The following is a 23,697-nucleotide window of genomic DNA, read 5'->3' as shown; positions in this document are numbered from 1 at the left end:
TCAGCCGTCGATCCAGGAATGCTCAGCACCCACCTTGATGTTGAATTTGTGAAACAGCGGGAGGTAGTGTTCCTTCATTTCCTTGATCCTCACACCCAGCAGGTTGGATGGAACAATGCCCTTGCTCACGTAAAACTCGCGTAGACCGTCTTCGATATTGACGCTCGGTCCGGATGAAACAACTTTGTTGCCGACGACTTTTGATTCTTTGGCAATGCCGTCAAACCCTAGGTCGTACATGTCGGGCCGTTTCGCTTTAAGTATGTCATTGAACAGGTTGGGCCCTACCGTCTCAAAGATCTTGCGCTCATAGGCATTGAACTCGGGGGTGAATTGGACCTGTCCATTGGGGCCCCTGGAAACCGTGGGCCGATTGGCGGCGAAGTACGACTTGTTGGCGGAAAAGCGTCGGTTCATTTCTGTGATCATGTCCGTCAGCACGGGATTGCCCGGCTGCGTAGCAAAGTTACTGGTGTTATAGAACGGGTTGTAGCCGGTCAGGCTATGGGCAACAGGCTTGTTAAGAAGAACGTCATTGGCGCCGGCTTTTAAAACTACATTGCCGATATCGGCTTGAATCACATCATCGGTATCAAGATAGATGCCGCCGTATTTATTCATGATCGGATAGCGTGCGACGTCCGATGCGGCGGCCAGGTTTTTCCCCTGGCCTTGGCGAAAGTAGTCGTACATTTCGCCATTTTTCAACTGTTTGAAAACCTCGTCCTCATTGAGATTCACCACCGTCAGGTCGGGAGCCTTGCTCTGCAGCTTGCTTTTTATCTGTTGGAAAATGGCTGGGTTGTCGGCATCTACGTGGAGAACAGATTGGTAGCCTGGGGCTTTCTTGGCATTGTTGGCCATGTTTTCCACCAGGTTGGTGGGGATGTCCTGGCCTGCCCAGAAATAGTGCAGTTGTTTGGGTAATGGCCTCGCATCTCTCGGGATATGTATGGAGATCGGCGGGCTGACATCCACGAACTGGAATCTATGGGCGTCGATTTTCTTGGCTTTGCCGAGTTGTTGTAGGGTTCCCCGCTGCCACTTGCCTTTGCCGGTTCTCCAGAAATACTGGTCAGTAACCCCTTCAACACCGGTAGAGGTATTCGTTGCCTTCCAGGCACCGAGTGAACTATTGAACGTGACGCTATGTTCCACGCCCATGTAATTGAGCGTGTAGGGGGAGGGTGGGCGCCCGGTTGTTTTGACATCGTCTATCGGCACGACATAAGTATGTTCGTCGAGCCGCCACGGCGTGGGCGGGCTCCCGGCACCGCCCAGCAGACGGTTACCCCTGGACACGGGTTCCCAGCCAGCAACGCCCAGATCCTTGACGGGGATATCGGGGCTTGCGCCTCCCGCGCGCACGATCACGCGCTGGCCATCTTTCACGCGTGACTCATACAGCGCTCCGTCAACCTTTACATACTCTTTATTACTGCCCCCGACATACACGTTGCCCTGTCGGCCCTTGATCTTTAGTTCTGACAGGGCGATATGTTTGACTTCATACCCGGATAAATCGGCATTCAGGGATTTCACCTCTCCACTGGCCGCTACCCGGTGCGGCTTGAACTCCTTTATCGGGGGGCCAAAGGCTCGCTTCTTGAGCGGGTCGTATTGATGCCAATTGCCTTGAAACATGACGACGTTACCTTCGGTCGTCTCCTGGCCAACCTTGAACGTGCCGGTTGCTGCCAGGCCGTGCTGCTGGCTGGCGATCTTGGTTGTATCGCCGCCGAGAGCAATCGGGTTGTCGGGGGTAGCCACAAAGTTGTCCAGGGCTTTGCCGTACGCCCGCTGGGTGTGCGGGTCAAAGGCATACCATTTTTGGCTCGCCTCATCGAACTTGGCCAAGGCTTTGTTTTCAAGTGCGCTATTGGCTGTCTTGTAGGTGCCTTCGGCGATATCAGGTTTTTTCGCCAACTCCAGCAGGTTCACGCTGCGGTAGGAGCCACGCAAGTATTTGACCCCCTTGTAGGCGGTACGCCCCAGCTTCGCTACCGAGCGCGCCAGGTCATCAAGCCCCCCCACGGGATTCAGCGCGCCAACCGCCGCGCGCCCGATGATCTTGCCGGCACGCCCCAGTTTTGAAAGGGCCGATGCTCCGGCTGCGAGGGCTTTGGCACCTTTGGCTGCGGTGCCCAGGCCAATTGCAAAACCGAAGATATCAAACGCCAGGTCGGTAATGCCCTCGCCAACGTTGCCGTCTATAAAGTTCTTTATGGCTGAGCGAAATGGAATGAGGTTCAGGGCGATTTCTTCAAGCGCCTTATAGAACGGTAGTTCAGTGTCAAAGGTGGTGGCGCCCTTGGCGTAGCGTTCTACAGCAGGCAGGTCCATGGCCTCGATCACTGCGTCAGCAATGTAGCGGGTCCGGGCACTGTTGAAGCTGTTGGGCGCGCCTTGTGCTCCCTTGTTTTCATCGGTTATGCCAGGCGGGTGCGGGCCCGCCGGTTTTACTGCATCGAATCTCTTGCCGCCTGATGCGTGTAAAAAGCCGCTGGTGGGGGCGTACTCCTGGTAACTCTGGTTCGGTCGCCTGGTCACCGTGCCTTTCAATCGGTCAATGGCATAGGTCATGACCTTACCGTTGCGCTCGGTCTTGACCAGCAGCACACCCGGTTCAACGAGAATGGGGTGATCGGCCCGGGTGTAGCGAACCTCCTTGCTGATGGATATTTTGCCGAACTCGAGGTTCTCTCGGTCTTGCGGCGGCAGTTTTGAAATAAGCAGCTTGATCTGGGTGGCCGTGGCTTTCTTGACCGTATTGGCGTAGCCCGCAAATGTCTCGTTGAAGGCCTCCACCGGGCGCGCCAGGTTTTTAAGCTTTGGCATGACAGCACTGATGTTGATCGCCTCAGATGAGGAAACCCATGCCGCAGGTTTGCCATCAGGCTCGAGGGTGATCGCCCCAAACGTCAGGTCTTTTACAAAAGCACGGCCATGCTCCCCCCAATTGTCGGCCGAGTCGGGAGCCCCGCTGAGCGCGCGACCATCGATATACAGGTCGAGGATCGAGTAGGGGCCCGGGAAATAACGGCTGGAGGGTTGCGAGGTAATGCACTTCTTGTCGAACAGTGCCGGGTCCATGTCCGGCAGGGCTTTCTTCAGTTGCTCGAGGGCAATTGCCTTGGTGGTAGGCATTTGCGCAAGTTGGGTTTCGGAGGCCTCTTTCAGCTCGCGAATCTGCGCACTGAACTCCTCGCGCACGGTATTTATGGCTGCGGGTGTTGCCGGGTAACCCATGCCGTTGGCTGCTCCCCAGTCTTTGATCGCCTCGCTCTGCGCCGTGTACTCAATACGACGTTCTTCGTCAGTGATGGGGGCGGTTGCGGCGTCGAGCATGATTTGCGCGTAGCTCATCGTCGCCGTGCTGCCTGGCGCTTTTGCTTCGAGGCGCGCGGTTGCCGTGACCAGGCTGACCCAGCTATGGGTGCCCGGCGTCACCTGATTCGGAATGCCCTTGACCAGGAACTCCGGTGCCCGGCTGGCCAGCAAAAGATGGGCTTTGACTGCCGCGCTCTCAGGGGACGAAGCGCTGCCTTGGGCGAGCAAGTGCGCGGCGAGTTCCTTGATGATCGCCGAGGCTGGCTTGCCCGTATTGTTCTCCGAGACCAGCCGATAGCCCTCGATCTGTCCGGGTGACGGGTTATGCAGGTGTTTGCCGCTCTCGATGTTCAAGGCCGCCAACAGCCAGTCCGTGGCACTGCCTTTGACGCCGCGCGCCTCGAAAGTGGCCTGGATGGCGCTACCCAGTGCCTTGCCCCGGGGCGAATGGAGCATGGTATCGATCAACTGTCGTGGGTGTTTTTGTTCCTCGGCCGAGATTTGCCTACCGTTCAGCAAATAATCCAGCACATGGTTAAACGGACTCAGCGTGGTATCGCCGAACTTGCCGGCGCGTAGGTCCGAGTGCAGTTGTTGCTGGCTGGCCCGGTCAAGGGGTTCGGGCCAGGCCAGCGCTCCACCCAGGTTGCCATTGGCCGGTGCCTTGGGGGCTGGCGTAGCGAGGACGGTTGCAAGGTTTGCCAACTGCTCATGAGTGGTGGGCACGTCCCAGCCATGGTCTTCGATGAATTGCAGGAGGCTGACCTTGTTCGATTGCTCGGTGTGGTTGGCCTGGTAGGTGCTGTTGGGGGACAGCTCGATCATGCTTTTGTGCAGTTGGTTCCTGATCTGCCCGACATAGTCGATGTCGTGCTCGACCGACCTTGCCAGGTGACGAAGCTCGGCGATGGCCTGGTGCCGGTGGTCAATGTCGCCCAGATGCGCTTCCTGGTTTTGCAGTTCATCTTCGCTGCGCGACTTGATCAAGGGGGCCGAGGCGGCTGGATCGAGCGGTGTGAAGCCTTGGTTCTGGTCGATTTGCGCAGCACGCTGGCGCATTGAGGGGGCGGTTAGGTCCAGCCGCTCATTGTAAAAGCGCCCGACCAACCAGTAGGGGACGGGCTCGATAAGGTCGCTTGCCGGCGGCGAGAAGGCCGTATCGCTGTCGCCCGCAGCGATGACTTGGCCGGCCTTGAGCACGGGTCCGCTGATGGCGGCCCAGCGGGCGTCGTCTTGCCCGACGGTGTGTCGCTTCTGCTCGGGATCAAGGTGCTGCTGGAGCTTGAAGGAGATTTTGCCGGATTGCGGATGCAGTTCGATCGAGCGGGGATTGATGCCTTTGTCTTGCATCCATTGACGGATGTCGGGCGATTTGAAGGCGTTTGACAGTTGCGTCCACCACTGGCCGAACGTGGACTCGGGAGCAAGGGTGTTGATCGTGACGTTTCTCTGGCCATTGGCGGCCAGCAACAGCGCCGAGTGATACTCCATCGCCAGCTCGCGATCACCTGCGACACGCGGGTTTTCGTTGGGGCCTTCGGGGTTGGGGGCTTCACGTTTTTGCCGGGAGGGCGGCGGTCCGGGGAGGATGTTGGAGGCAAGAGGTGGCTGACGTTGCGGGTTCACGTGCTTGGGAATACTGAGCATAAGGGCGACTGCCTGAAGGTTTGGGAATGGGTCCGGGGTTAAACAGCGACCGTGGCATTAGCCTTGTGTAGCGGTTTAACGCCGGATGATTCCCTTGCGTCTGCAGTTGTTGATTTACCTCTTATTTCCATCAGCTACGGATCAGAAATCCCAGCGGGTAGTCAGCATCACGGTTCTTGCCTTCGGAGGGTTCCAGCAGTTGGTTGTTGCGGTCGCCTTCGCCTGTTGGCGCACCCGGTCAATCGCTTTGAGCACCTGTGCCGCCTGCAGAATCTGCTCGGGCGAGGGGCACCTTGGTCTCAGCGCAGCCCCTTTCAACGTCTTTATATAGAAGGACTCGAAGAAAGATGGCTTCACGTCGTTAATGCGCGGATTTCATGTGGTTAATTTTTGATATCAGTCATTTTTTGTTGGTTTTATTGACTGATCGGCGCTGGTAGAGCGCGATATGGCCGTGGAAAAGCGGTCTGGGTCATGCTTTGTAGGTGTTGAAAAGTAACCATATATAAAGTTTATGTGTATTTAGGTAGCGCTTTTGTGCGTATTGACCGAATTCACAGTAACGTCTTTTTGACAGAATCCGCTCTGTGCGCACCGATCCGGTCAGCCTTTTCCACGTTGTGTTTAAAGCCCGGATCCCCATAAACATTAGGCGCTGGCATGGCTGTGACTGCTTGTTTTGGCGTAGAGCCCTTGGGCACTGCGAGAAACGCCATAGCCAATCGGTCATTCCAACCCCGGTTCGGTCAGTGGCATATGCCCTGCACCCTTTCAAGGCATTCCATGCGTTCACTTCACCCATAGGCTTGATCATGACGAAACCCTTCCCGAATCAGAGCGGTATCTACGACGTCATCGTTGTGGGCGGTGGCGTGGTGGGATGCGCGATGGTCCGGCGCTTTACCCTGGAGGGGGCGCGGGTGCTGTTGCTGGAAAAGAGCCCGGATATCCTGTCTGGGGCGAGCAAAGGCAATAGCGCGATCTTGCACACCGGCTTCGATGCGCCCACCGGCAGCCTGGAGCTGCAGTGCATGAAGGACGGCTACCAGGAATACCTGGAGATCCACCAGCAGATGTCGCTGCCGCTGCTCAAGAGCGGCGCGATGGTGGTGGCCTGGAACGAGGACGACCTGGGCAAGCTGCAAGGTATCGTCGAGCAGGCACACGCCAATGGCATTGCCGATGTCAGCCTGATCGGCCGCGAGCGGCTGCGCACCTTGGAACCGAACCTGGCGCTCAATGCCCTGGGCGCGGTCGAGGTGCCTGGCGAATTCCTTATCGACCCGTGGTCGGCGCCCTTGGGTTACCTGCTTCAGGCGATGATGCATGGCGCGCAGGTGCGTCTCAACACCGAGGTCAACGGCGGCTATTTTGATGGCGATCTCTGGGCCCTGGAGACCACCAACGGGTTTATCCGCGGCCGTACGATCATCAACTGCGCCGGGTTGTTCGGCGATGTGCTGGAGCAACAGTTGCTGGGCGCATCGAGCTTCTCCATTCACCCGCGCAAAGGCCAGTTCGTGGTGTTCGACAAGGCGGCCGCGCGCTATCTGGGCAATATCATCCTGCCGGTGCCCAATGAGCGCACCAAGGGCATCGTCCTGACGCGCACGGTCTACGGCAACCTGTTGGTGGGGCCTACCGCCGAAGAACAGGAAGACCGCCTGCACGCAGGGCTCGACAGCGAGGTATTGCGCCAACTGGTGGACGCCGCCGTCGAGCGCATTCCCGCGCTCGACGGCATGCCGGTCACTGCCACCTATGCTGCGTTGCGCCCGGCCACGGAAAAGAAAGAGTATCGGGTGCAGCGGGTCGAAGGTAAGAACTGGATCAGCGTCGGCGGCATCCGTTCCACCGGCCTGACGGCGGCGCTGGGCATCGCCCGGCACGTGTTCAGCCTGTATCAGCGCGAGCACACGCCAGTCCCCGCGTCCATCCTGCAATGGCCGACGCTGCCTAACCTCGCCGAACATTTGCCACGCGACTACCACCGGCCGGGCTACGGCGAAATCGTCTGCCACTGTGAAATGGTGACCCTGCGGGAAATCCAGAATGCCTTGGCCAGCGCGCTGCCGCCCGGTGACCTGGGCGGGTTGAAGCGGCGCACGCGGGCCTGCATGGGGCGCTGCCAGGGTTTTTATTGTGGGGCGCGGGTGGCCGAGCTGAGCGCTGGCCATCTGGCCATTCCCCTTGCAACAGGTGTTTGTCATGCAGCCCATTGAAGTCGAAAACATTGATGTCGCGATTATCGGTGGCGGGCCGTCGGGACTGTCGGCGGCGATCACCCTGCGCAAGCTGGGCGTGGGCACGGTGGTGGTGCTCGAGCGTGAGCCCGAGGCTGGCGGTATTCCGCGCCATTGCGGGCATCCACCCTTTGGTCTGCGTGAATATGGCCGGGTCTACACGGGGCCGGCGTATGCGCGCAAAAATGTCACGCAGGCGGTGAAGGCGGGCGTGGATATCCGCGTCAAGCACTCGGTGACGCAGATGGGCCAGGGCGGACGCCTGGAGGTGGTCAGCCCGCAGGGCGCCAAGGTGATCCAGGCGCGTCGGGTGCTGATCGCCACCGGGGCCCGGGAAACGCCGCGCTCGGCGCGCCTGGTGGGTGGCGACCGCCCGCTGGGGGTGATCAATACCGGTGCGTTCCAATCCTATCTGTACCTGGAGCACCTCAAGCCCTTTGAACGCCCATTGATCGTCGGTACCGAGCTGGTCAGCCTGTCGGCAGTCATGAGTTGCCGGCGTGCCGGGATCCAGCCGGTGGCCATGATCGAGGTCAACCCACGGGCCACGGCGCGCTGGCCGTTGTCGCTGTTCCCGCGGCTGTGCGGGGTGCCGATGCATTTTGGCGCGCAACTCCTGCAAATCCACGGCACCGGGCGGGTCGAGGGCGCGACGGTGCGCCTGGCCAACGGGCAGACCCAGACGTTTGACTGTGACGGCGTGCTGCTCACCGGCCAGTTCACCCCTGAATCGAGCCTGGTGCGTTTGAGCGAGTTGCGCCTGGACCCCAACAGCGGCGGCCCGCATATTGATCAGTACGGGCGCTGTTCCGACCCGGCGTACTTTGCCGCCGGCAATCTGCTGCGCCCCGTCGAGACGGCAGGTTGGTCGTTTCGCGAAGGCCATAAGATCGCTACGATGATTGCCCGTGACCTGCAGGGGCAATTACCGTCTGCTGCGTCGAGTATCGAAATTGCCTGCAGGGGCGACTTGAAACTCTGCGTACCGCAGCGCCTGAGCCCGTCTGCCGTGGCGGGGCTGCAGCACCTGCAACTGCGGGTTCGTCGTGGGGTGAAAGGGCGCCTGGTGGTTCGCGCCGACGGTAAGGAGATCTGGTCGCGCGCCGACAGTTCGCTGCCCGAGCGGCGGATCTTGATACCCATCGCCAGCCTGAACCTGCCCCAGGGCGTACAGCAACTCGAAGTCGACTTTGTCGGCCCATAACAAGACCTGCCGAGGAGTCTTTAACATGCGCATTGCCGCGCTCGATCAAGGTACCACCAGCACCCGTGTGCTGGTGGTGAGTGACAATGGGTCTGCTGATATCCAGCTCTCGTTGCGCCATCAGCAACACCATCCCCATCCTGGTTGGGTGGAGCATGATCCACTGGAATTGCTCAATAACCTGCAACGTTGCCTGGAGGCCACCGGCCAGGTGGACGCCATCGGCCTTGCCAACCAGGGCGAGAGTTGCCTGGCGTGGGATGCCCAGACCGGCGAGCCGTTATCCCCGGTGATCGTCTGGCAGGACAATCGCACCTCGGCCGAGATCGCCCAGTTGCGCGGCGACGGTGGCGAGGCCCTGACCCTGGAGCGCGCCGGTTTGCCGCTCGACCCGTATTTTTCGGCGAGCAAGCTGGCCTGGATCGTGCGCAACCTGCCGGCCGCGCAGAGCGCATTGCGCGCCGGACGGCTGCGCCTGGGCACCACCGATGCGTACTTTCTCGACCGCCTGACCGGGGTCTTTGCCACCGATGTCACCACCGCTTCGCGCACCTCGCTGATGAACCTGGCGACCGGGCAGTGGGACAGCCAGCTCTGCGAGCTGTTTGGCGTGCCGATGGAAACCCTGCCGCAGATCCGCGACACCGTCGGGCACTTTGGCGAGATTGGCGCCACCCCGGTCACCGCTTCGATTGTCGACCAGCAGGCCTCGCTCTATGGCCATGGTTGCCGCAATGAAGGCGACGCCAAGATCACCTACGGTACCGGTGCGTTTGCCCTGACCTTGACCGGCGAGCAGATCATCCGCGCGCCGGAAAAGGGCCTGCTGGCAACCATTGCCTGGCAGATCGACGGCAAGCCCACCTATGCCATGGACGGTGGTGTCTACGATGCCAGCGCGGCGGTGGAGTGGGCCGGGCGGCTCGGCTTGTTCACGGATTTTTCGGAGCTGGCGGCGTTTGACGAGCCTCCGGCCATTGGCCGCCAACTGGCGTTTGTGCCGGCGCTGTCCGGGCTGGCTTGCCCCCATTGGGACCGCAGCGCGGCCGCCCTGTGGGTCGGTATGAACGGCAGCACCACACGCCAGGATATGTGCCAGGCGGTGCTGGAGGGCGTGGCGTTGCGCAGTGTTGAAGTGATCACGGCCATGGACGGGTTTCTCAGCGTCACCGATCACCTGTCGATTGATGGCGGCCTGGCGCGCAGCCCGTATTTTGCGCAGTTCCTCGCCGATGCCTTGCAGCGTTGCATCGTCACCCAGCGTTTCGATGAGTTGACCGCGTTCGGCTGTGCCGCGCTGGCGGCCAAAGGGCTTGGCGTGGCGCTCAAGCCACCGCGCAATACCAGCACCAGCTTCCACCCGAAAGTCAGTGCCGCCCAGGCCCAGCAGTGGCGTGCCACGTTCAGTGACGCGGTGACGCGGTGCCGCGACTGGCGTTAACCAGTCACCACTCCGGGCGGGTCAGGGCAGGGGCTTGCAGCACTTCAACCTGGGCCTCTGCCAGGGCCTTGGCCAGTTCGCCCAGGGGCGCGCGGTCGATGATCAGGCGGTCGATGCGCTCCAGGGGGAACACCTGGAACAGCGCACGCTTGCCCATCTTCGAAGAGTCGGCAATCACCGTGAGGTAGCGTGTGCGGGCGATCATCGCGCGGGTGATTTCCGCCTCTTCGATGGAGAAATCGAAGGCGCCGTCGGTGTTCAGGGCGCCAATGGTGACCACGGCATGTTCGGCGTTGAAACGGGCGATCTGCTCCATGGCCAGGGCGCCGATATTCTGTTCCGATTCGGGGCGGTATTCGCCGCCGATCATGAACACGCGATTACCGCTGGCGCCAATGGCGGCGGCGATCAACAAGGAGTTGGTGATCACTGTGATGCGGTTGAGTTTTGCCAGTTCACGGGCGAAGAACAGGGTAGTGGTGCCAGTATCAATCAGTAGACTGTCGCCCGGCGCGTAGAGCCCGGCGGCGAAGCGCGCCACCGCACGTTTCTCGTGGGAGAACTCATTCATTCGGGTCTGGAAGGCGTTCTCGTGCTCACCACTTGGGGGCAGCGAGGCACCGCCATGGAACTTGGTGACCTGGCCGTCTTCGGCCAGGGCCGTGAGGTCGCGGCGTATGGTTTCTTGCGAAGTGCCGAGGGTGCGCGCCAACTCGTCGACCGAAATGCGTTCACGTTGGCGTAGTAACTCAAGGATATGTTGGCGTCTTTCATTGGGGCGCATGGGTAATCATCCTCTTGATGCTACGTGAATGCGCCACAGGGGCGCGGCGCTGTTACCGAGGCACTCAAATGATGCCGCAGTCGCTAGCGCTGGGGCGTTTGAGCGCCAGCGGCAGGGAGGTGAACGTGGTATTGGCGTTTGTCGTTCACGGCCGTAAAGTCCGCTGCCTTGAAAGGTGTGACCAGAGATTACGCAATACAATTGACCGATTCCAGTGTGTTTAACCCGCAAAACCACATAAAACACACGATTGGCATGGGAAGTGGTTAGTAATAGGGTGTGAAAACACCGCAAATGGAGCTGTAAACGCGTTTGGCCAATGGAGCGACCGAACTGGGGCGTACTCCTACAAAAATAATTGATTCAGTACAGATGGAGCGAAAGCAATGGCGGAATTTGGCAACTACGTTATTTACCTGATCATGATCGGCGCGGTGGTTGGCGCGTTTGCATCCGTGATCAAGCCGGACAGCGGCCTGGGCAAGGAGTTTGTCAACGGCATCCACTCCATCGGCCCGGTGTTCCTGGCGCAGGCGGGCATCATGGTGGCGATCCCGTACTTGTCCAAATTCATCGAGGTCGCCCTGGGGCCGTACTTTGGTGCGATGGGGTCTGACGTGTCGATTGCGGCGCTGTCGATCATTGCCGTGGACATGGGCGGCTACCAGTTGGCCGATGCCCTGGCGGCGAACCGCGACATGTGGATCACCGCCATGATCGTCGGCTACACCTCCGGCGCGACTATTGTCTACCTGATCCCGGTCGGCCTGATGATGCTCGAGCGCAAGGACCACAAGTACCTGGCGCTGGGGGCCATGGCGGGCTTGATCAGCATCCCGTTCGCGGTGCTTGCGTCGCTGATGATGATCACCGCCTTCAACCTGCCGGTGCGGGACATTGTGTCCACCACGTCGCCGGCGTTGCATTACCTGAGCCTGGGTTTTGTCGACTGCGTGCGCTTGCTCGCGCCATTGTTTGTGTTCTGCTTCCTGCTGGCTGCCGGCCTGCGCTACCGGGCGGCGTGGATGGTGGCCGGGTTCCTGGTGTTCGGTAAGTTGATGGACGCCTTTATCAAGATCGTCCTGGCGTTGGCCATCGTTGAGCACTTCACCGGGTTCTTCATGAAGAATTTCGGTGTGTGGGGCTTTGACCCGATGTTCGCCGACGAGAAGGAGTTGTTCCGTGCCATCGAGATTGCTGGCTATATCGGCATCATGCTCGCCGGTACGTTCCCGATCTGCTACCTGTTCAACCGCTACTGCAAGAAACCCATGGAAGTGCTGGGCAAGCACATCGGGCTGTCGGCCGATGGTGCGGCGGCGTTTGTCATGGTGTTTGCCAACATCATCGCGGTTTACCACCTGTTCAAGAAAATGAATGCCCGGGATAAGGTCCTGTGTGTGGCGCTGGGTGTCTGTGCCCAGGCCACCATTGGCGATCACCTGGCCTTTACCGCAAACTTCCAGCCGACGCTGATCATGCCGATCCTGCTCGCCAAGCTGTTTGGCGGCCTGCTCGCCGTGGCGATCGCGATCAAGATCTCGGTGCCCGCCGCCCAGCGTTATGAAGCGCAGGAACGCGAGCGCGAAGAGGCCGATGCTCCCGGTGTGCCCGCTGCCCAGGCGGTCTGACGGCCACTGTTCAACCATCGCAAGGGTGCGAGCCCTTGCATTGCCCTGAGGTAACAATGAGAAAGATCTTTCTGGCCTGCCCCTACAGCCATGCCGATGCGTCCGTCACCCACGAGCGCTTTATCCAGTGCAACAAGGTGGCGGCCACGATTATCGAGGCGGGTCATGGGGTGTTCAGTCAGGTGTCGATGTCGCACCCGATCAACCTGGCGTTCGAAGGCAAGGACAGCGCAACCATCGGCAAGCTGTGGGCGCCGGTGGATGCGTTGTTCATGGACATGATGGAAGAATTGATCATCCTCGATCTGCCAGGCTGGGACTTGAGTTCGGGGATCAAGCGCGAGATTGAATTCTTCAAGAATCGCGGGCAGAAGGTCAGCCTGTGGTCGCAGGTTTCTGGCGAGTTCAGCTAACAACGCAGATCCCCTTGTGGGAGCGGGCTTGCCCGCGATAGCAGTGTGTCAGGTTAAAACTACTTGACTGACACACCGCCATCGCGGGCAAGCCCGCTCCCACAAAAGCCCTCCCACTTCGGGTTGTGTGCATGGCGCACGCCACATGCCACGTTGTATGGTCTTGCAAAACCCTGCAACGGAGCACCCCCCATGTACAAGGACTATCCCGCCGCCTACCAAGTCAGCAAAGGTGCTGCCTTGCAGGTCGACCAGGCATTTTATGATCGCGTGCGCGAGGCCGAGCGCACCCTGGTCGAGCAGTTTGAAGTGCCGATCCGCACCGGCCGCGCCTGGAAAGTGCAGGCAGGCCATGTGTTCCGCGTGACCACCCCGGTCGGCCCGCAGGTTGGCGACTTCAATGTGTGGAATGCCAATGATCCGCGCGAGCGCATGTGGGCGGCCCGCACCCGCCAGTTGCAAGGCGCCCACGTCAGCACCTATGACCGCTTGTGGTCGAACCTGCCGTTCCTGCGGCCGATGGTCACCATCACCGATGACAGCCTGGCCGGCTACGGCATCGACGAGCACGGCGGGCGCCTGCACGACCTGTTGGGCACGCGCTGCGACCCATACGTGAACAAGATGCTCACCGGCGAGGACTTCCACCACCATTGCCACTCCAACCTGACCCGCGCCATCTTGCCCCACGGCCTGACCGAGTTCGATGTGCACGATGTGTTGAACATCTTCCAGTGCACCGGCCTGAACCACGACGACATGTACTTCATGAAGGCATGCCCGGCCAAACAGGGCGATTATCTGGAATTTTTTGCCGAGATCGACTTGCTGTGCGCACTGTCCACTTGTCCGGGCGGCGACCTGTCGCTGCCGATGTGGGGCCCGGATGCCCAGGATCCGCTGACCGTGTGCCGCCCGCTAGGCGTGGAGATCTATCGGCTCGACGCGGCCCTGCTGCACGGCTGGGAATCGCCTGCGCGCGCGGCGTACAACGGCAACCATGGTTTGCTGATTCCCAAGGCAGCGTGGGAAAAATAATGGAGCCGGGAAGGGCGGCGGTAGTGCTTTATGTGGCGGAAATTGCGTGCCCAGCCGCCCCCCCCCTGTGGGAGCGGGCTTGCCCGCGATGGCGGTGGTTCAGGCGCTACTTCTGGTATCTGACACACCGCCATCGCAAGCAAGCCAGCTCCCACAGTTGATGTGTGGTGTGTGTAAGGTTCTGTGCCAGGCAGAGATCCCCTATGGGAGCAGTCGAGGCTGTACAAGCATCAGGTCTAGACACTAAAATGAGAAGTATTATCATTCGCTGCTCATTGGACCTGACATGTACGACGACAGTCTCGTCTCGCCCGTCGAACAACTCTATACCCGTCATCACCCCTGGTTGCGCAGCTGGTTGCAGCGGCGCCTGGGGCACTGCGCCGATGCCGAAGACTTGGCCCACGACACGTTTATCCGGGTGTTGCGCACGCAGCAGGATGTGCGGGAGTTGCGCCAGCCCATGGCGTTTCTGGCGGCGATTGCCAATGGCTTGCTGATCAACCGCTGGCGCCGCCAGGCGATAGAGCGGGCTTACCTGGAAGCACTCGCCGCCCGGCCGGAAGGTGAGGAGCCATCGCCTGAGACCCGCTACCTGATGATCGAAACCCTGCTGCAGCTCGACTCGCTGCTGGTGGGCCTGTCGATGCAGGTGCGCAAGATCTTCTTCCTGTCCCAGCTCGATGGCCTGACGTATCCGCAGATCGCCACGCAGTTGAGCTTGAGCGTGGCCCAGGTGCAACGGGCGATGGGCAAGGCTTTCAGCGTGTGCTACGCGAGCCGTTTTGAATGACTGGCAAGCCGGTTGCACCGAAAGTCCGCGAGACGGCCATCGACTGGATCGTCCGCGTGCAGTCCGGAATGATGAGCCCGGCCGAGCAGCAGGCGTTGCAGCATTGGCGCCAGGCAAACGCCGAGCACGAATACGCCTGGCAACGCGTCGCCAGTCTGCCGCTGATGCTCCAGCCCGGGGCCAACCTGTTGGCCGATGTCACCGCGCGGCGGGCATTGGAGGCGGCCGGGGCCGATCCGGCACGGCGCCGGCAGGTGCTCAAGTGCTTGTTGGGCCTGGGCCTGCTCGGTGGTTTGTCCTGGCAGGGCGCGGAATCGACCCTGGTGCGCGCAGCCTTTGCCACGTACCGCACGGCCACCGGCGAGCGCCGCCGCTGGACCCTGGCCGATGGCAGCTCTCTGTGGTTGAACACTGCCAGCGCTGTCAGCCTGGACTTTAGCGCGCAGCTGCGTCGCGTGCAGTTGATCGAGGGCGAAGTAGCGCTGGATGCTCGGGTTGAATCGCGCCCGCTGCAACTGCTCACACCGGATGCGCTGCTGCGTGGTCAGGATGCCAATCTGCTGGTGCGTCATGATCAGCAGGGCACGTGGATTACCGTAGTGCGCGGGCTGGTCGAGGTGAGTTCGCCGCGCCATCCGGCACCGGTATCAGTGGCGGCAGGCTGGCAGACCCAGGTCGATCGCCAGGGTGTGGGCACGCCACGGCAAACCGATGGGTTTCTGGCCCAAGCCTGGCTGCGCGGGATTTTGCCCGCCGAGCGTATGCGCCTGGATGTGCTGCTGGCCGAACTGTCCCGTTACCGGCCGGGCGTCTTGCGATGCAGCGAGCAGGTCGCGGCGTTGCGCGTGACCGGCAGCTTCCAGTTGGACGATACCGATGCGGCGTTGGCGTTGGTCGCCCATGCGTTGCCCGTGCGTATCGAGCGGCGGACCCGCTATTGGGTGACTGTGGTGCCGGTCTGAATATTTTTTTACGTTCCCCCCGTAGTTTTTCCCGACTCGCTTGGCCTCTAGGAATAACCCACCGAAACAGGTGGGCCTTCACCTCTAGGAGTCCTGCATGATTTCTCCCGCAAGTGTCTTGCGCACCCGCACATTGGGTCTGTTGTTACTCAGCCTGCAACCGCTGTACAGCACGGCGGTTTTCGCCCAGGCCGAGCGCCAGCCCTACAGCATCGAAGCCGGCCCGCTGGACCAGGCACTCTCGCGCTTCGGCGTGCAGGCGGGTATCAGCATGGCGGGCAGTTCGACGCTGACGGCGGGCAAGCGCAGCAACGGCCTGCACGGCGATTTCAGCACCGAAGCCGGCCTGGCAAAGTTATTAGCGGGCACGGGCTTGAGTTTTCAGCGCCAGGTCGATGGCAGCTTTGAACTGCATCCGGCGACCAGTGCCGTGGTGCTGCCGTCGCAGAAAGTCACTGGCGATGACCTTGAGAAAAAAGCGGTGTACACCGAGCCACGTTCGTTGGTGTATATCTCCAACGAAGAAGTGCGCCGCTTTGGCGTGATCTCCGCCGGCGACCTGCTCAAGGGCCAGCCGGGGGTGCAGGTGGGTGACAGCCGTAATGGCGGTGGCCTGGATGTGAATATCCGCGGGATCCAGGGGCAAAGCCGGGTCGCGGTCACGGTCGACGGTTCGCAGCAGGCGCTGGATGTCTATCGCGGCTATGCGGGCACGCAACAGCGCAGCTACATCGACCCCGACCTGATCAGCGACGTGTCCATCGACAAAGGCCCCAGCCTGACCTCCAGCGCCATCGGCGGCACGGTGGCAATCCGCACCCTGGGTGTCGATGACATCCTGCGCGACGGCAAGAACGTGGGCCTGCGCCTGAAGGGCGATCTGTGGAACAACGGCGTCGAGCCGGCCTCGCGCAACAGCCATTCGACCACCGAGGACCTGTACTCCGAACCGCACCAGAACCGTGGCGGCCTGTTCGGTTCCGACTCGGAATCGGGCAGCGCGGCGTTTGCCTATACCCATGACCTGTTTGATGTGGTGGCCGCCTACGCCCATCGCAACCAGGGCAACTACTTCTCCGGCAAGCACGGCCAGGACCGCTACCGCACCTTTGACCGCTATGGCCAGGAAAACATGACGGTGGCCACGACCTACAACGCCGGCGAAGAGGTGCTCAACTCCTCGGCAGAGACCGAGTCGATCCTGCTCAAGACCACCCTGCGCCCGGCCGATGACCACACCTTCGACTTCGGCTACATCCGTTACGATGGGCGCATAGGCGAGATCATGCCCTCGGACATCTTCCGTTTCGGCACCGGCGGTATCTACCAGTACCCGCGCGGCAGCACCAAGATCGACACCTACACCGCCCGCTATCACTACCTGCCCACGGGCAATATGCTGGTGGACCTGACGACCAGCCTGTGGATGACCGATGCCAAGACCAGCCAGTTGACCTCGGTGCTGGCGCCCAAATCCCAGGCCTATCGTTCGGACCGCAACTGGACGCGCCAGGATGACCGACGCATCGGCGGTGAACTGGCCAATACCTCGCGTTTTGATACGCGCTATGGCGATTTCAAGCTGGACCTGGGGGGCTCGTTCCAGCTCGAGGAACTGCAGCCGCAAAAGAGCGTGGTCACCACACAGAACGATATCAACGCCAACCGCAGCCTGCGTGACGGTTCGCGCAAGGAATTCAGCCTCAACGGCAAGCTGGAGTACAAACCGGTGGATGAGCTGACGGTGTGGGGCGGCGGGCGCTATACCTACTACCGCACCAAGGACCATGTACCGCACGCGACCGCCCAGCGCGAGGAGCGCGAGTTGCGCTACGTGAACGTGATCAAGCCGGGCAGCTACGGCAATATGCTGTGGTTCCCCGACGCCAACGGCCAATACACCGACGCCACCGACCCGCGCCTGAACAACGGGATTGTGTTCAGCGACACCAACAACCCGTTTGATGGCCCGCGCTACAACGACTATGGGGGCGTTGGCACACTCGTCTATCCGTCGCAGGTGGGCGAAGTGGTCACCGGCTACACCTATTCGGGCAAGCAGAGCGACAGCAAGGGCGCCTTTTCGCCGGCCATCGGCATCAACTACGAGATCGCTCCGGATACCTTCATCTATGCCTCGTACACCCAGGGCCTGCGCATGCCCTCGTTGTTCGAAACCAGCCAGGGCACCCTGCAGACCATGCCTGGCAAGGGCCTGAAACCGGAGCGTTCGAGCAACTGGGAAATCGGTGCGAGCACCCTGCAAAAAGGCCTGCTGGCGGACAACGACACGGCGGCGATCAAGCTGGCGTACTTCAATAACACCATCAAGAACTACGTGACCCGCTACTACGACCCAAGCCCTGGCCTGATGGGCCTGATGAACTTCAGCAATACCGACAGCTTCAAGACCAGCGGCCTGGAACTGCAATCGAAATACGATGCCGGTTGGGTCTTTGCCGATCTGTCCTCGACCTACTACCTGAAGACCGAAACCTGTGACTCGGCCTTCGCCGCGCGCCTGCGGGCCAGTTCCAACCGTTGGCGGAAGCTTGACGACACCCCCAACTGCACCGCGGGCAGCTTCATGGGCTCGTACACCAACACCCAGAACCCACCACGGGTCGCCGGTAACCTGACCTCGGGCCTGCGCTTCTTTGACCAGACCCTGACCGTGGGCGGGCGCCTGACCTACACCTCGGGCCCGACCGTCACCGCCGACAAATCCTGGCAGACCGGCGCCACCACGCCGCAGCTGGTTTATCGCGAAGTGGCGCTGGTGGACCTGTTCTTCGACTACAAATGGCAAGACCACACCCAGTTCAACGTGTCGCTGGACAACCTGACGAACCGTTACTACCTGGACCCGCTGGCCCAGAGCTTTATGCCGGCGCCGGGGCGTACGTTGCGCATGGGCGTGGTGACCAAGTTCTGATCAGCGGCGCCTAGCGGCCCAGGGAGTGTTCGTAGGCTGCGGTCATGACCTGCCAAGTGTGGGGATTGGCCGGGATCAGGTGCTCGATGCGCAATGAGGTGACGGTGATGTCCTGGGGCATGCCGAACGTGGTGAAGGTGGACATGAAATCCAGCTGGCCATGCCGTGAATTCACGCGGGTCAGCACCAGCGGCGGCAGTTGATTGGCCAGGGGTGTCGAGCCGTGCGGCACGGGCAGGCTTTGCAGCAGCGTGGCCAGGGTCGGGTTGCCCAGTGCTTCACGGGCAGCCCGTTGCCAGGCGAGGTTGCGGATCTCGTCGGCATTGAGCAGATGGTCGCCCAGGCCGCCCGGTTGCAGCAGGGTGGTCAGCAGGTTCAGGCCTTGTGCAGCGTCTGGCGCCAAACCCACCAGGTCGAACAACACCTGGGTGCTGGCATTGGCGGCGAGCACTTCCCAGTGACTGCCCAGCACGATCGCCGGCGCCGGATTGTTGGCCTTCAGTACATGGCTGATGGCATCCCGAATGGCATCCATTGCCGGCGCTGCGAGCGGCGTGGCTTCGTAGCGCGGGGCGTAGCCGGCGGCCAGGAACAGGCTGTTGCACTGCTCCAGGGGCACCTCGAGGGCGCTGAGCAGGTTATGCAAGGTGCCCGGGCTGGCCTTGGCGCGGCCGGTTTCGATACAGCTCAAGTGGCGCTGGGAAATGCCACTGATCAGCGCCAGCTGCAATTGGCTCAACTTCGCCTGACGGCGCAACAGCCGCAGTTGGGTGCCGGCGTCGGTCTCGGGGTTGGCGCGGGGGAAGGGTGGGCGGTTCATGGATGGACTCTGGGAGGGCGGGGCGGGGGGCGTCCATGACCTCGCAGGTCATTGAGATGGCGGCGACGTTATCACTAATCTGCGGCTTGCCCAATCCTGCGTGGTGGACCCTATGCACAGACCCTACATCGCCCTTGCCAGCCTACTGGCGTTCTCCCTGTACACCCTGGGCACCCTGCTCTGGGCCGAGCAGTCGCTGCTGGCGTTCGGTCTTGAGCTGCTATCCCGGCCCGATACCGCCCAGGTGGTGATCGACCTGTACCTGATGGCGGCCCTGGCGTGTGTGTGGATGTACCGCGACGCCCGCGCCAAGGGTCGGTCCCTGGCTAGCGTGTTGCCTTACTGGCTGCTGACGGCGGTCTTTGTCTCAGTCGGCCCGCTGCTGTACATCGTGGTCAATGGCTTTGCCAGGGGCCGGCAATGAGCAGCAGCCTGCATGTGTTTGCCCTGTGCGTGCTGGTGTTATTTGCCAAGATGCTGGCGATTTCCTGTTACCAGGGGTTTTTCCGCCTCAGGCACCGGGCGTTCACCAACCCCGAGGATGCCGGTTTTTTCAAGCGCGATGCCCTGGTGCACGAACTGTCCGCCGTCAGCCGGGCAAGCAGGGCCTGGGCCAATGACCTGGAGAATATTCCGCTGTTCTTCGCGCTGGGCGGGTTGTGCGTGGCGTTGGGCACCCATGGGGTGGCGACGGCCTGGCTGTTTGCCCTGTTCACCGTCGCGCGGGTGCTACATACCTTGATGTACCTGGGTCGCCGCCAACCCTGGCGCACCCTGGCCTATGGCGTTGGCCTGGCGTGCCTGCTGGGGTTGGCGGGGTTGATCGGCGCGGCGCTGCTGCCTATTCGATAGGGTATTTGCCGAATGCCGGGTGTTGCTCGGCCAACTGGGCGTGGCGTTGCAGGTTGGGAAAGTCCTCGGCCTTGACCACCGAGGGCACGGCGTACTGGCTAAAGGACCATGCCACCGCGACGCTCAGCGACGCCTGGGTCAAGGGCTCGCCTGGAGCGTTGGCCAAGAGTTTTTCCAGGCCCGAATAGGCCGCCAGCAGTTGCCCGGTTACCCGATCGAGCCATGGCGCATGCAGCTTCTCTGCGGGCCGCAGGTTGTGCTCGTAGTAAATCTGCACGCTCTTGTCGCAGGCGGCCAATGCCAGGCCGATCACTTGCAGGTCCCGTGCGCGGGCCGCAGCAGTTTGGGGCAAGAGTTTTTTATCGGCCGGCGCCAAGGTTTCGAAGTAATCCAGGATCAGGCTGGAGTCCATCAGCACCGTCCCGTCGTCGAGCACCAGGGTTGGGGCCTTGACCACCGGGTTGATCCTGGCGAATTCGTCGAAGGTGCTGAACACCGAGAGGGATTGCTGCTCAAAGTCCACCCCATACAGATCCAGGGCAATCGCCACGCGGCGCACGTAGGGCGAGTCCAGCATGCCAACCAGTTTCATGAAGCCTCCATTGCTATCAAGGGGAAGGGTTTGTGCGTTGACTTGATGCCGCTGTTTTTTACCATAAATGCCTGGTTGAAACTCAGCCCGGTTGTCTGTGGACCCTTGGCGGGATCATGGTGAGCGCGAACGGCAGTCAGCGACGTTCGGTAGGCCGCAGGGCCGGGATCGGGAGTATGGTGGACCGGGCAACCCGTGGATTATCTCTGGAAGAGGAGAGGTGACTATGAGCGTTCCCCTGTTGAACAAGATGCAGCTCAATGGCTATGAAATTGTCCGGGTCAATAGCGGCCCATGGCGCGTCTGCACCAAGGATGATCGACTGGCTTCATTCAGCTCCCGCGAACAGGCGCTGGCCTATGCCGCGACCTTGCCGGGCTACAAGGCCCGGCCACGGCCGACCCCATAACCTTGGAGGGGGCCGGTTTTGCGGCCCCCGCACCGGGTCAGACGAAGGGCTGGCCGCTGAAGCCGCGTGGTAGGCGCTGCAGGCCGGGCAGCTCGGTCAGGCGTTGGGTCCAGGCGCTGCGCCAGTCATTGTGGGGGCTACCGGAGCGGGCTCTGCGTGCCGCGCGGCGCGATGCGTTGCGCTGGTTACGGCGGGCTTCCTTGTAGGCATCGGTGTTGCGGCAGGTGCGGCATTTAACCCGGTTCAGTTCCACCGTGGACGTCAGGTTATTGCCGTGATGGCCGCAAGCGAGGTGCCCCGCGACCTTGAAGTGAGTGACCATGTCAGCGTCTCCTTCTGTGAGGGTACGCGGCACCGCTAATCTGTTGATGCTCGCGCTCAAGGCCAGGCCGATTGAGGCCGAGCCCTTATATTTCCGACCCCACGCGCGCGCTGACGTTCACCACCCGTCTTGGTGTGCCGAATCTGAAGAATTCTCACGGTGGCTAAAGGCCTGCGCCGGGTTTGCTGGGGCGCGTTCAGGTCGCCAACTCCGTGCCTGCTGGGCGGCCTTGGCGTTACCGGTTCCAGGGACTATTGTTGATTGTCTGGCGCACAGCCCAAAGGAGGGCGATACCATGAACACCAGTGCTCTACTAGAACAACTGCTCCGTGCAGGCCAAGCCTCGCTGGCGCAGCAAGGCGGCTCGGCGGCACCCCAGGGTGGCGCGGGAGGGCTCGGTGGCTTGGGCGGCCTGCTCGGTGGGTTGCTGCGCGGCGGCGGCTCCGCAACGGCGTCGGGCGGTGGCGGCCTTGGCGATCTGCTGGGTGGTCTGGGTGGCATGTTGGGCGGGACCCAGGCGGGCGGATCGACCCGCGCGCGCACTGGCGGTACCAACTACGCGGCCCTGGCGTCACTGGGGATGATGGCGTTCCAGGCGTATCAGGCTTGGCAACGGCAACAGGCCTCGGCGCCGCAACAGACGCTGCAGACGGTTGACCAGTTGTCTGGCGCCGATGTCGAGGCCCATAGCCATGCGGTACTGCGTGCATTGATCGCGGCGGCCAAGGCGGATGGGCGGATTGATGAGAAAGAAAAGGCCTTGATCTCCCAGGAGATCGGGCGCCACACCGACGATCCGGACTTGCAGCAATGGCTCGACGCTCAAGTCGCCAAGCCCCTGGATGCAACCGACTTTGCCGAATATGCCAATGACCCGGCGGTGGCTGCCGAGGTCTACCTGGCCAGCGTCATGTTGGTGGATGACCAACAGGACGCCGAGCGAAACTACCTGGACGAGTTGGCAGGTGCGCTGGGCATCGAGCCGGAGCTGCAACTGCACCTTGAGCAGCAAGCCAAGCCGGCCTGATACCGAGGCAACTTGAAGCGTGTGCTTGCTGCAGAGCCCTAGTGAGGCTGCGATAGTGGTGGCTCAGCCAGCATCAAGGCCAGCCATACCGCCGCCATCGCAGCCTCGCTGGGGCTCGACAGCTCCCACATTATTTTGTGCCAGCTGGCATAACGTGTTCGCTGCAGGGCGCCCGCGGTAAGGTCCGCAGTCCCGGCAAACACCGACGAACCCTGTGGGAGCTGTCGAGCTTCAGCGAGGCTGCGAAAGCGGTGGCTCAGCCAACATCAATGCCAGCCGTACCGCCGCCATCGCAGCCTCGCCGGGGCTCGACAGCTCCCACATTATTTTGTGCCAGATGGCAGAACGTGTTCGCTGTAGGACGCCCGCGTTAAAGTCCGTAGTCCCGGCAAACACCGACAAACCCTGTGGGAGCTGTCGAGCTTCAGCGAGGCTGCGAAAGCGGTGGCTCAGCCAACATCAATGCCAGCAGTACCGCCGCCATCGCAGCCTCGCTGGGGCTCGACAGCTCCCACATTATTTTGTGCCAGCTGGCATAACATGTTCGCTGCAGGGCGCCCGCGTTCGAGAACACAGATCCCGCAAACCCCGATAAACCCTGTGGGAGCTGTCGAGCTTCAGCGAGGCTGCGAAAGCGGTGGCTCAGGCAACATCAATGCCAGCCGTACCGCCGCCATCGCAGCCTCGCCGGGGCTCGACAGCTCCCACATTGTTTTGTGCCAGTTGGCATAACGTGTTCGCTATAGGGCGCCAGCGTTAAGGTCCGCAGTCCCGGCAAACACCGATAAACCCTGTGGGAGCTGTCGAGCTTCAGCGAGGCTGCGAAAGCGGTGGCTCAGCCAAAATCAATGCCAGCCGTACCGCCGCCATCGCAGCCTCGCCGGGGCTCGACAGCCCCCACATTATTTTGGGCCAGATGGCATAACGTGTTCGCTGTAGGGCGCCCGCGTTCGAGAACACAGATCCCGCGAACCCCGATAAACCCTGTGGGAGCTGTCGAGCCCCGGCGAGGCTGCGAAAGCGGTGGCTCAGCCAGCATCAATGCCAGCCGTACCGCCGCCATCGCAGCCTCGCCGGGGCTCGACAGCTCCCACATTATTTTGTGCCCGCTGGCATAACGTGTTCGCTGTGGGACGCCCGCGTTCGAGAACACAGATCCCGCAAACTCCGACAAACCCTGTGGGAGCTGTCGAGCCCCAGCGAGGCTGCGAAAGCGGTGGCTCAGCCAACATCCATGCCAGCCGTACCACTGCC

18 protein-coding genes are annotated in these 23,697 nt (G+C 61.5%); 13 read left to right on the top strand and 5 right to left on the bottom strand.

Going from position 1 to position 23,697, the window contains the following annotated elements:
• Complete coding sequence (locus tag HBR94_RS23790; protein ID WP_170045650.1) at positions 1–4,977, bottom strand: glycosyltransferase; 4,977 nt, start codon at positions 4,975–4,977, stop codon at positions 1–3.
• Between the two features lie 812 nt (positions 4,978–5,789).
• Between HBR94_RS23790 and HBR94_RS23785 the strand changes: the two genes are divergently transcribed.
• The 3 genes from HBR94_RS23785 to HBR94_RS23775 are packed head-to-tail and all read left to right on the top strand — an operon-like array spanning position 5,790 to position 9,865.
• Positions 5,790–7,199: an NAD(P)/FAD-dependent oxidoreductase gene (locus HBR94_RS23785; protein ID WP_170045649.1), complete on the top strand. Its 1,410-nt coding sequence runs from the start codon at positions 5,790–5,792 to the stop codon at positions 7,197–7,199.
• Entirely contained in the window at positions 7,186–8,424 is a 1,239-nt protein-coding gene (locus HBR94_RS23780) for an NAD(P)/FAD-dependent oxidoreductase (RefSeq protein WP_170045648.1), read from the top strand. Before HBR94_RS23785 ends, HBR94_RS23780 begins: the two co-directional genes overlap by 14 nt.
• Positions 8,425–8,449: 25 nt before the next feature.
• Positions 8,450–9,865 (top strand): glycerol kinase, encoded by a 1,416-nt coding sequence (locus HBR94_RS23775; RefSeq protein ID WP_057440014.1) that lies wholly within the window; start codon positions 8,450–8,452, stop codon positions 9,863–9,865.
• 4 nt (positions 9,866–9,869) lie between these two features.
• Here HBR94_RS23775 and HBR94_RS23770 read toward each other — a convergent pair whose 3' ends face one another.
• Entirely contained in the window at positions 9,870–10,649 is a 780-nt protein-coding gene (locus HBR94_RS23770) for a DeoR/GlpR family DNA-binding transcription regulator (protein ID WP_057959577.1), read from the bottom strand.
• 386 nt (positions 10,650–11,035) lie between these two features.
• Here HBR94_RS23770 and eutH point away from each other — a divergent pair, with 386 nt between their 5' ends.
• The 6 genes from eutH to HBR94_RS23740 all read left to right on the top strand — a co-directional run bounded on the left by eutH (position 11,036) and on the right by HBR94_RS23740 (position 18,421).
• Complete coding sequence (eutH, locus tag HBR94_RS23765; RefSeq protein ID WP_057440016.1) at positions 11,036–12,280, top strand: ethanolamine utilization protein EutH; 1,245 nt, start codon at positions 11,036–11,038, stop codon at positions 12,278–12,280.
• A 56-nt stretch (positions 12,281–12,336) separates the two neighbouring features.
• A complete protein-coding gene (locus HBR94_RS23760; protein WP_057440017.1) occupies positions 12,337–12,693 on the top strand; it encodes a DUF1937 family protein in 357 nt (118 codons plus the stop codon).
• A 192-nt stretch (positions 12,694–12,885) separates the two neighbouring features.
• Positions 12,886–13,731 (top strand): DUF1989 domain-containing protein, encoded by an 846-nt coding sequence (locus tag HBR94_RS23755; protein ID WP_170045647.1) that lies wholly within the window; start codon positions 12,886–12,888, stop codon positions 13,729–13,731.
• Positions 13,732–14,017: 286 nt separating this feature from the next.
• Positions 14,018–14,524 (top strand): sigma-70 family RNA polymerase sigma factor, encoded by a 507-nt coding sequence (locus tag HBR94_RS23750; protein WP_057959580.1) that lies wholly within the window; start codon positions 14,018–14,020, stop codon positions 14,522–14,524.
• Positions 14,521–15,486 (top strand): FecR domain-containing protein, encoded by a 966-nt coding sequence (locus HBR94_RS23745; protein ID WP_169960863.1) that lies wholly within the window; start codon positions 14,521–14,523, stop codon positions 15,484–15,486. Before HBR94_RS23750 ends, HBR94_RS23745 begins: the two co-directional genes overlap by 4 nt.
• Positions 15,487–15,583: 97 nt before the next feature.
• A complete protein-coding gene (locus HBR94_RS23740) occupies positions 15,584–18,421 on the top strand; it encodes a TonB-dependent receptor (protein WP_170045646.1) in 2,838 nt (945 codons plus the stop codon).
• Between the two features lie 10 nt (positions 18,422–18,431).
• Here the strand turns inward: HBR94_RS23740 and HBR94_RS23735 are convergent, their stop codons facing one another.
• A complete protein-coding gene (locus tag HBR94_RS23735; RefSeq protein ID WP_170045645.1) occupies positions 18,432–19,241 on the bottom strand; it encodes a helix-turn-helix domain-containing protein in 810 nt (269 codons plus the stop codon).
• A 112-nt stretch (positions 19,242–19,353) separates the two neighbouring features.
• Here HBR94_RS23735 and HBR94_RS23730 point away from each other — a divergent pair, with 112 nt between their 5' ends.
• Together HBR94_RS23730 and HBR94_RS23725 are read left to right on the top strand one after the other, a co-directional pair.
• Complete coding sequence (locus HBR94_RS23730) at positions 19,354–19,665, top strand: hypothetical protein (RefSeq protein ID WP_057959584.1); 312 nt, start codon at positions 19,354–19,356, stop codon at positions 19,663–19,665.
• Positions 19,662–20,093: an MAPEG family protein gene (locus HBR94_RS23725; protein WP_057959585.1), complete on the top strand. Its 432-nt coding sequence runs from the start codon at positions 19,662–19,664 to the stop codon at positions 20,091–20,093. Before HBR94_RS23730 ends, HBR94_RS23725 begins: the two co-directional genes overlap by 4 nt.
• Here the strand turns inward: HBR94_RS23725 and HBR94_RS23720 are convergent.
• The gene (locus HBR94_RS23720) at positions 20,083–20,685 is read right to left on the bottom strand and encodes a glutathione S-transferase (protein ID WP_057440025.1); all 603 of its coding nucleotides are present in this window, start codon (positions 20,683–20,685) and stop codon (positions 20,083–20,085) included. The two genes, HBR94_RS23725 and HBR94_RS23720, sit on opposite strands and share 11 nt — an antisense overlap.
• Positions 20,686–20,911: 226 nt before the next feature.
• Here HBR94_RS23720 and HBR94_RS23715 point away from each other — a divergent pair, with 226 nt between their 5' ends.
• On the top strand, positions 20,912–21,094 hold the full coding sequence (locus HBR94_RS23715) for a hypothetical protein (RefSeq protein WP_057440026.1): 183 nt from the start codon (positions 20,912–20,914) through the stop codon (positions 21,092–21,094).
• A gap of 37 nt (positions 21,095–21,131) precedes the next feature.
• Here HBR94_RS23715 and HBR94_RS23710 read toward each other — a convergent pair whose 3' ends face one another.
• Positions 21,132–21,416: a hypothetical protein gene (locus HBR94_RS23710; RefSeq protein ID WP_057440027.1), complete on the bottom strand. Its 285-nt coding sequence runs from the start codon at positions 21,414–21,416 to the stop codon at positions 21,132–21,134.
• A 295-nt stretch (positions 21,417–21,711) separates the two neighbouring features.
• On the opposite strand from HBR94_RS23710, the gene HBR94_RS23705 reads away from it, so the two are divergent.
• Positions 21,712–22,443 (top strand): tellurite resistance TerB family protein, encoded by a 732-nt coding sequence (locus HBR94_RS23705; RefSeq protein WP_170045644.1) that lies wholly within the window; start codon positions 21,712–21,714, stop codon positions 22,441–22,443.
• The last annotated feature ends 1,254 nt before the right edge of the window (positions 22,444–23,697 follow it).

It is taken from the genome of Pseudomonas sp. WS 5412, from assembly GCF_012985615.1.
In the GTDB taxonomy this organism is placed as follows: Bacteria; Pseudomonadota; Gammaproteobacteria; order Pseudomonadales; family Pseudomonadaceae; genus Aquipseudomonas; species Aquipseudomonas shahriarae.
Note: the sequence above shows the minus strand (reverse complement) of the source record. Positions and strands in the feature narration are given on the sequence as shown.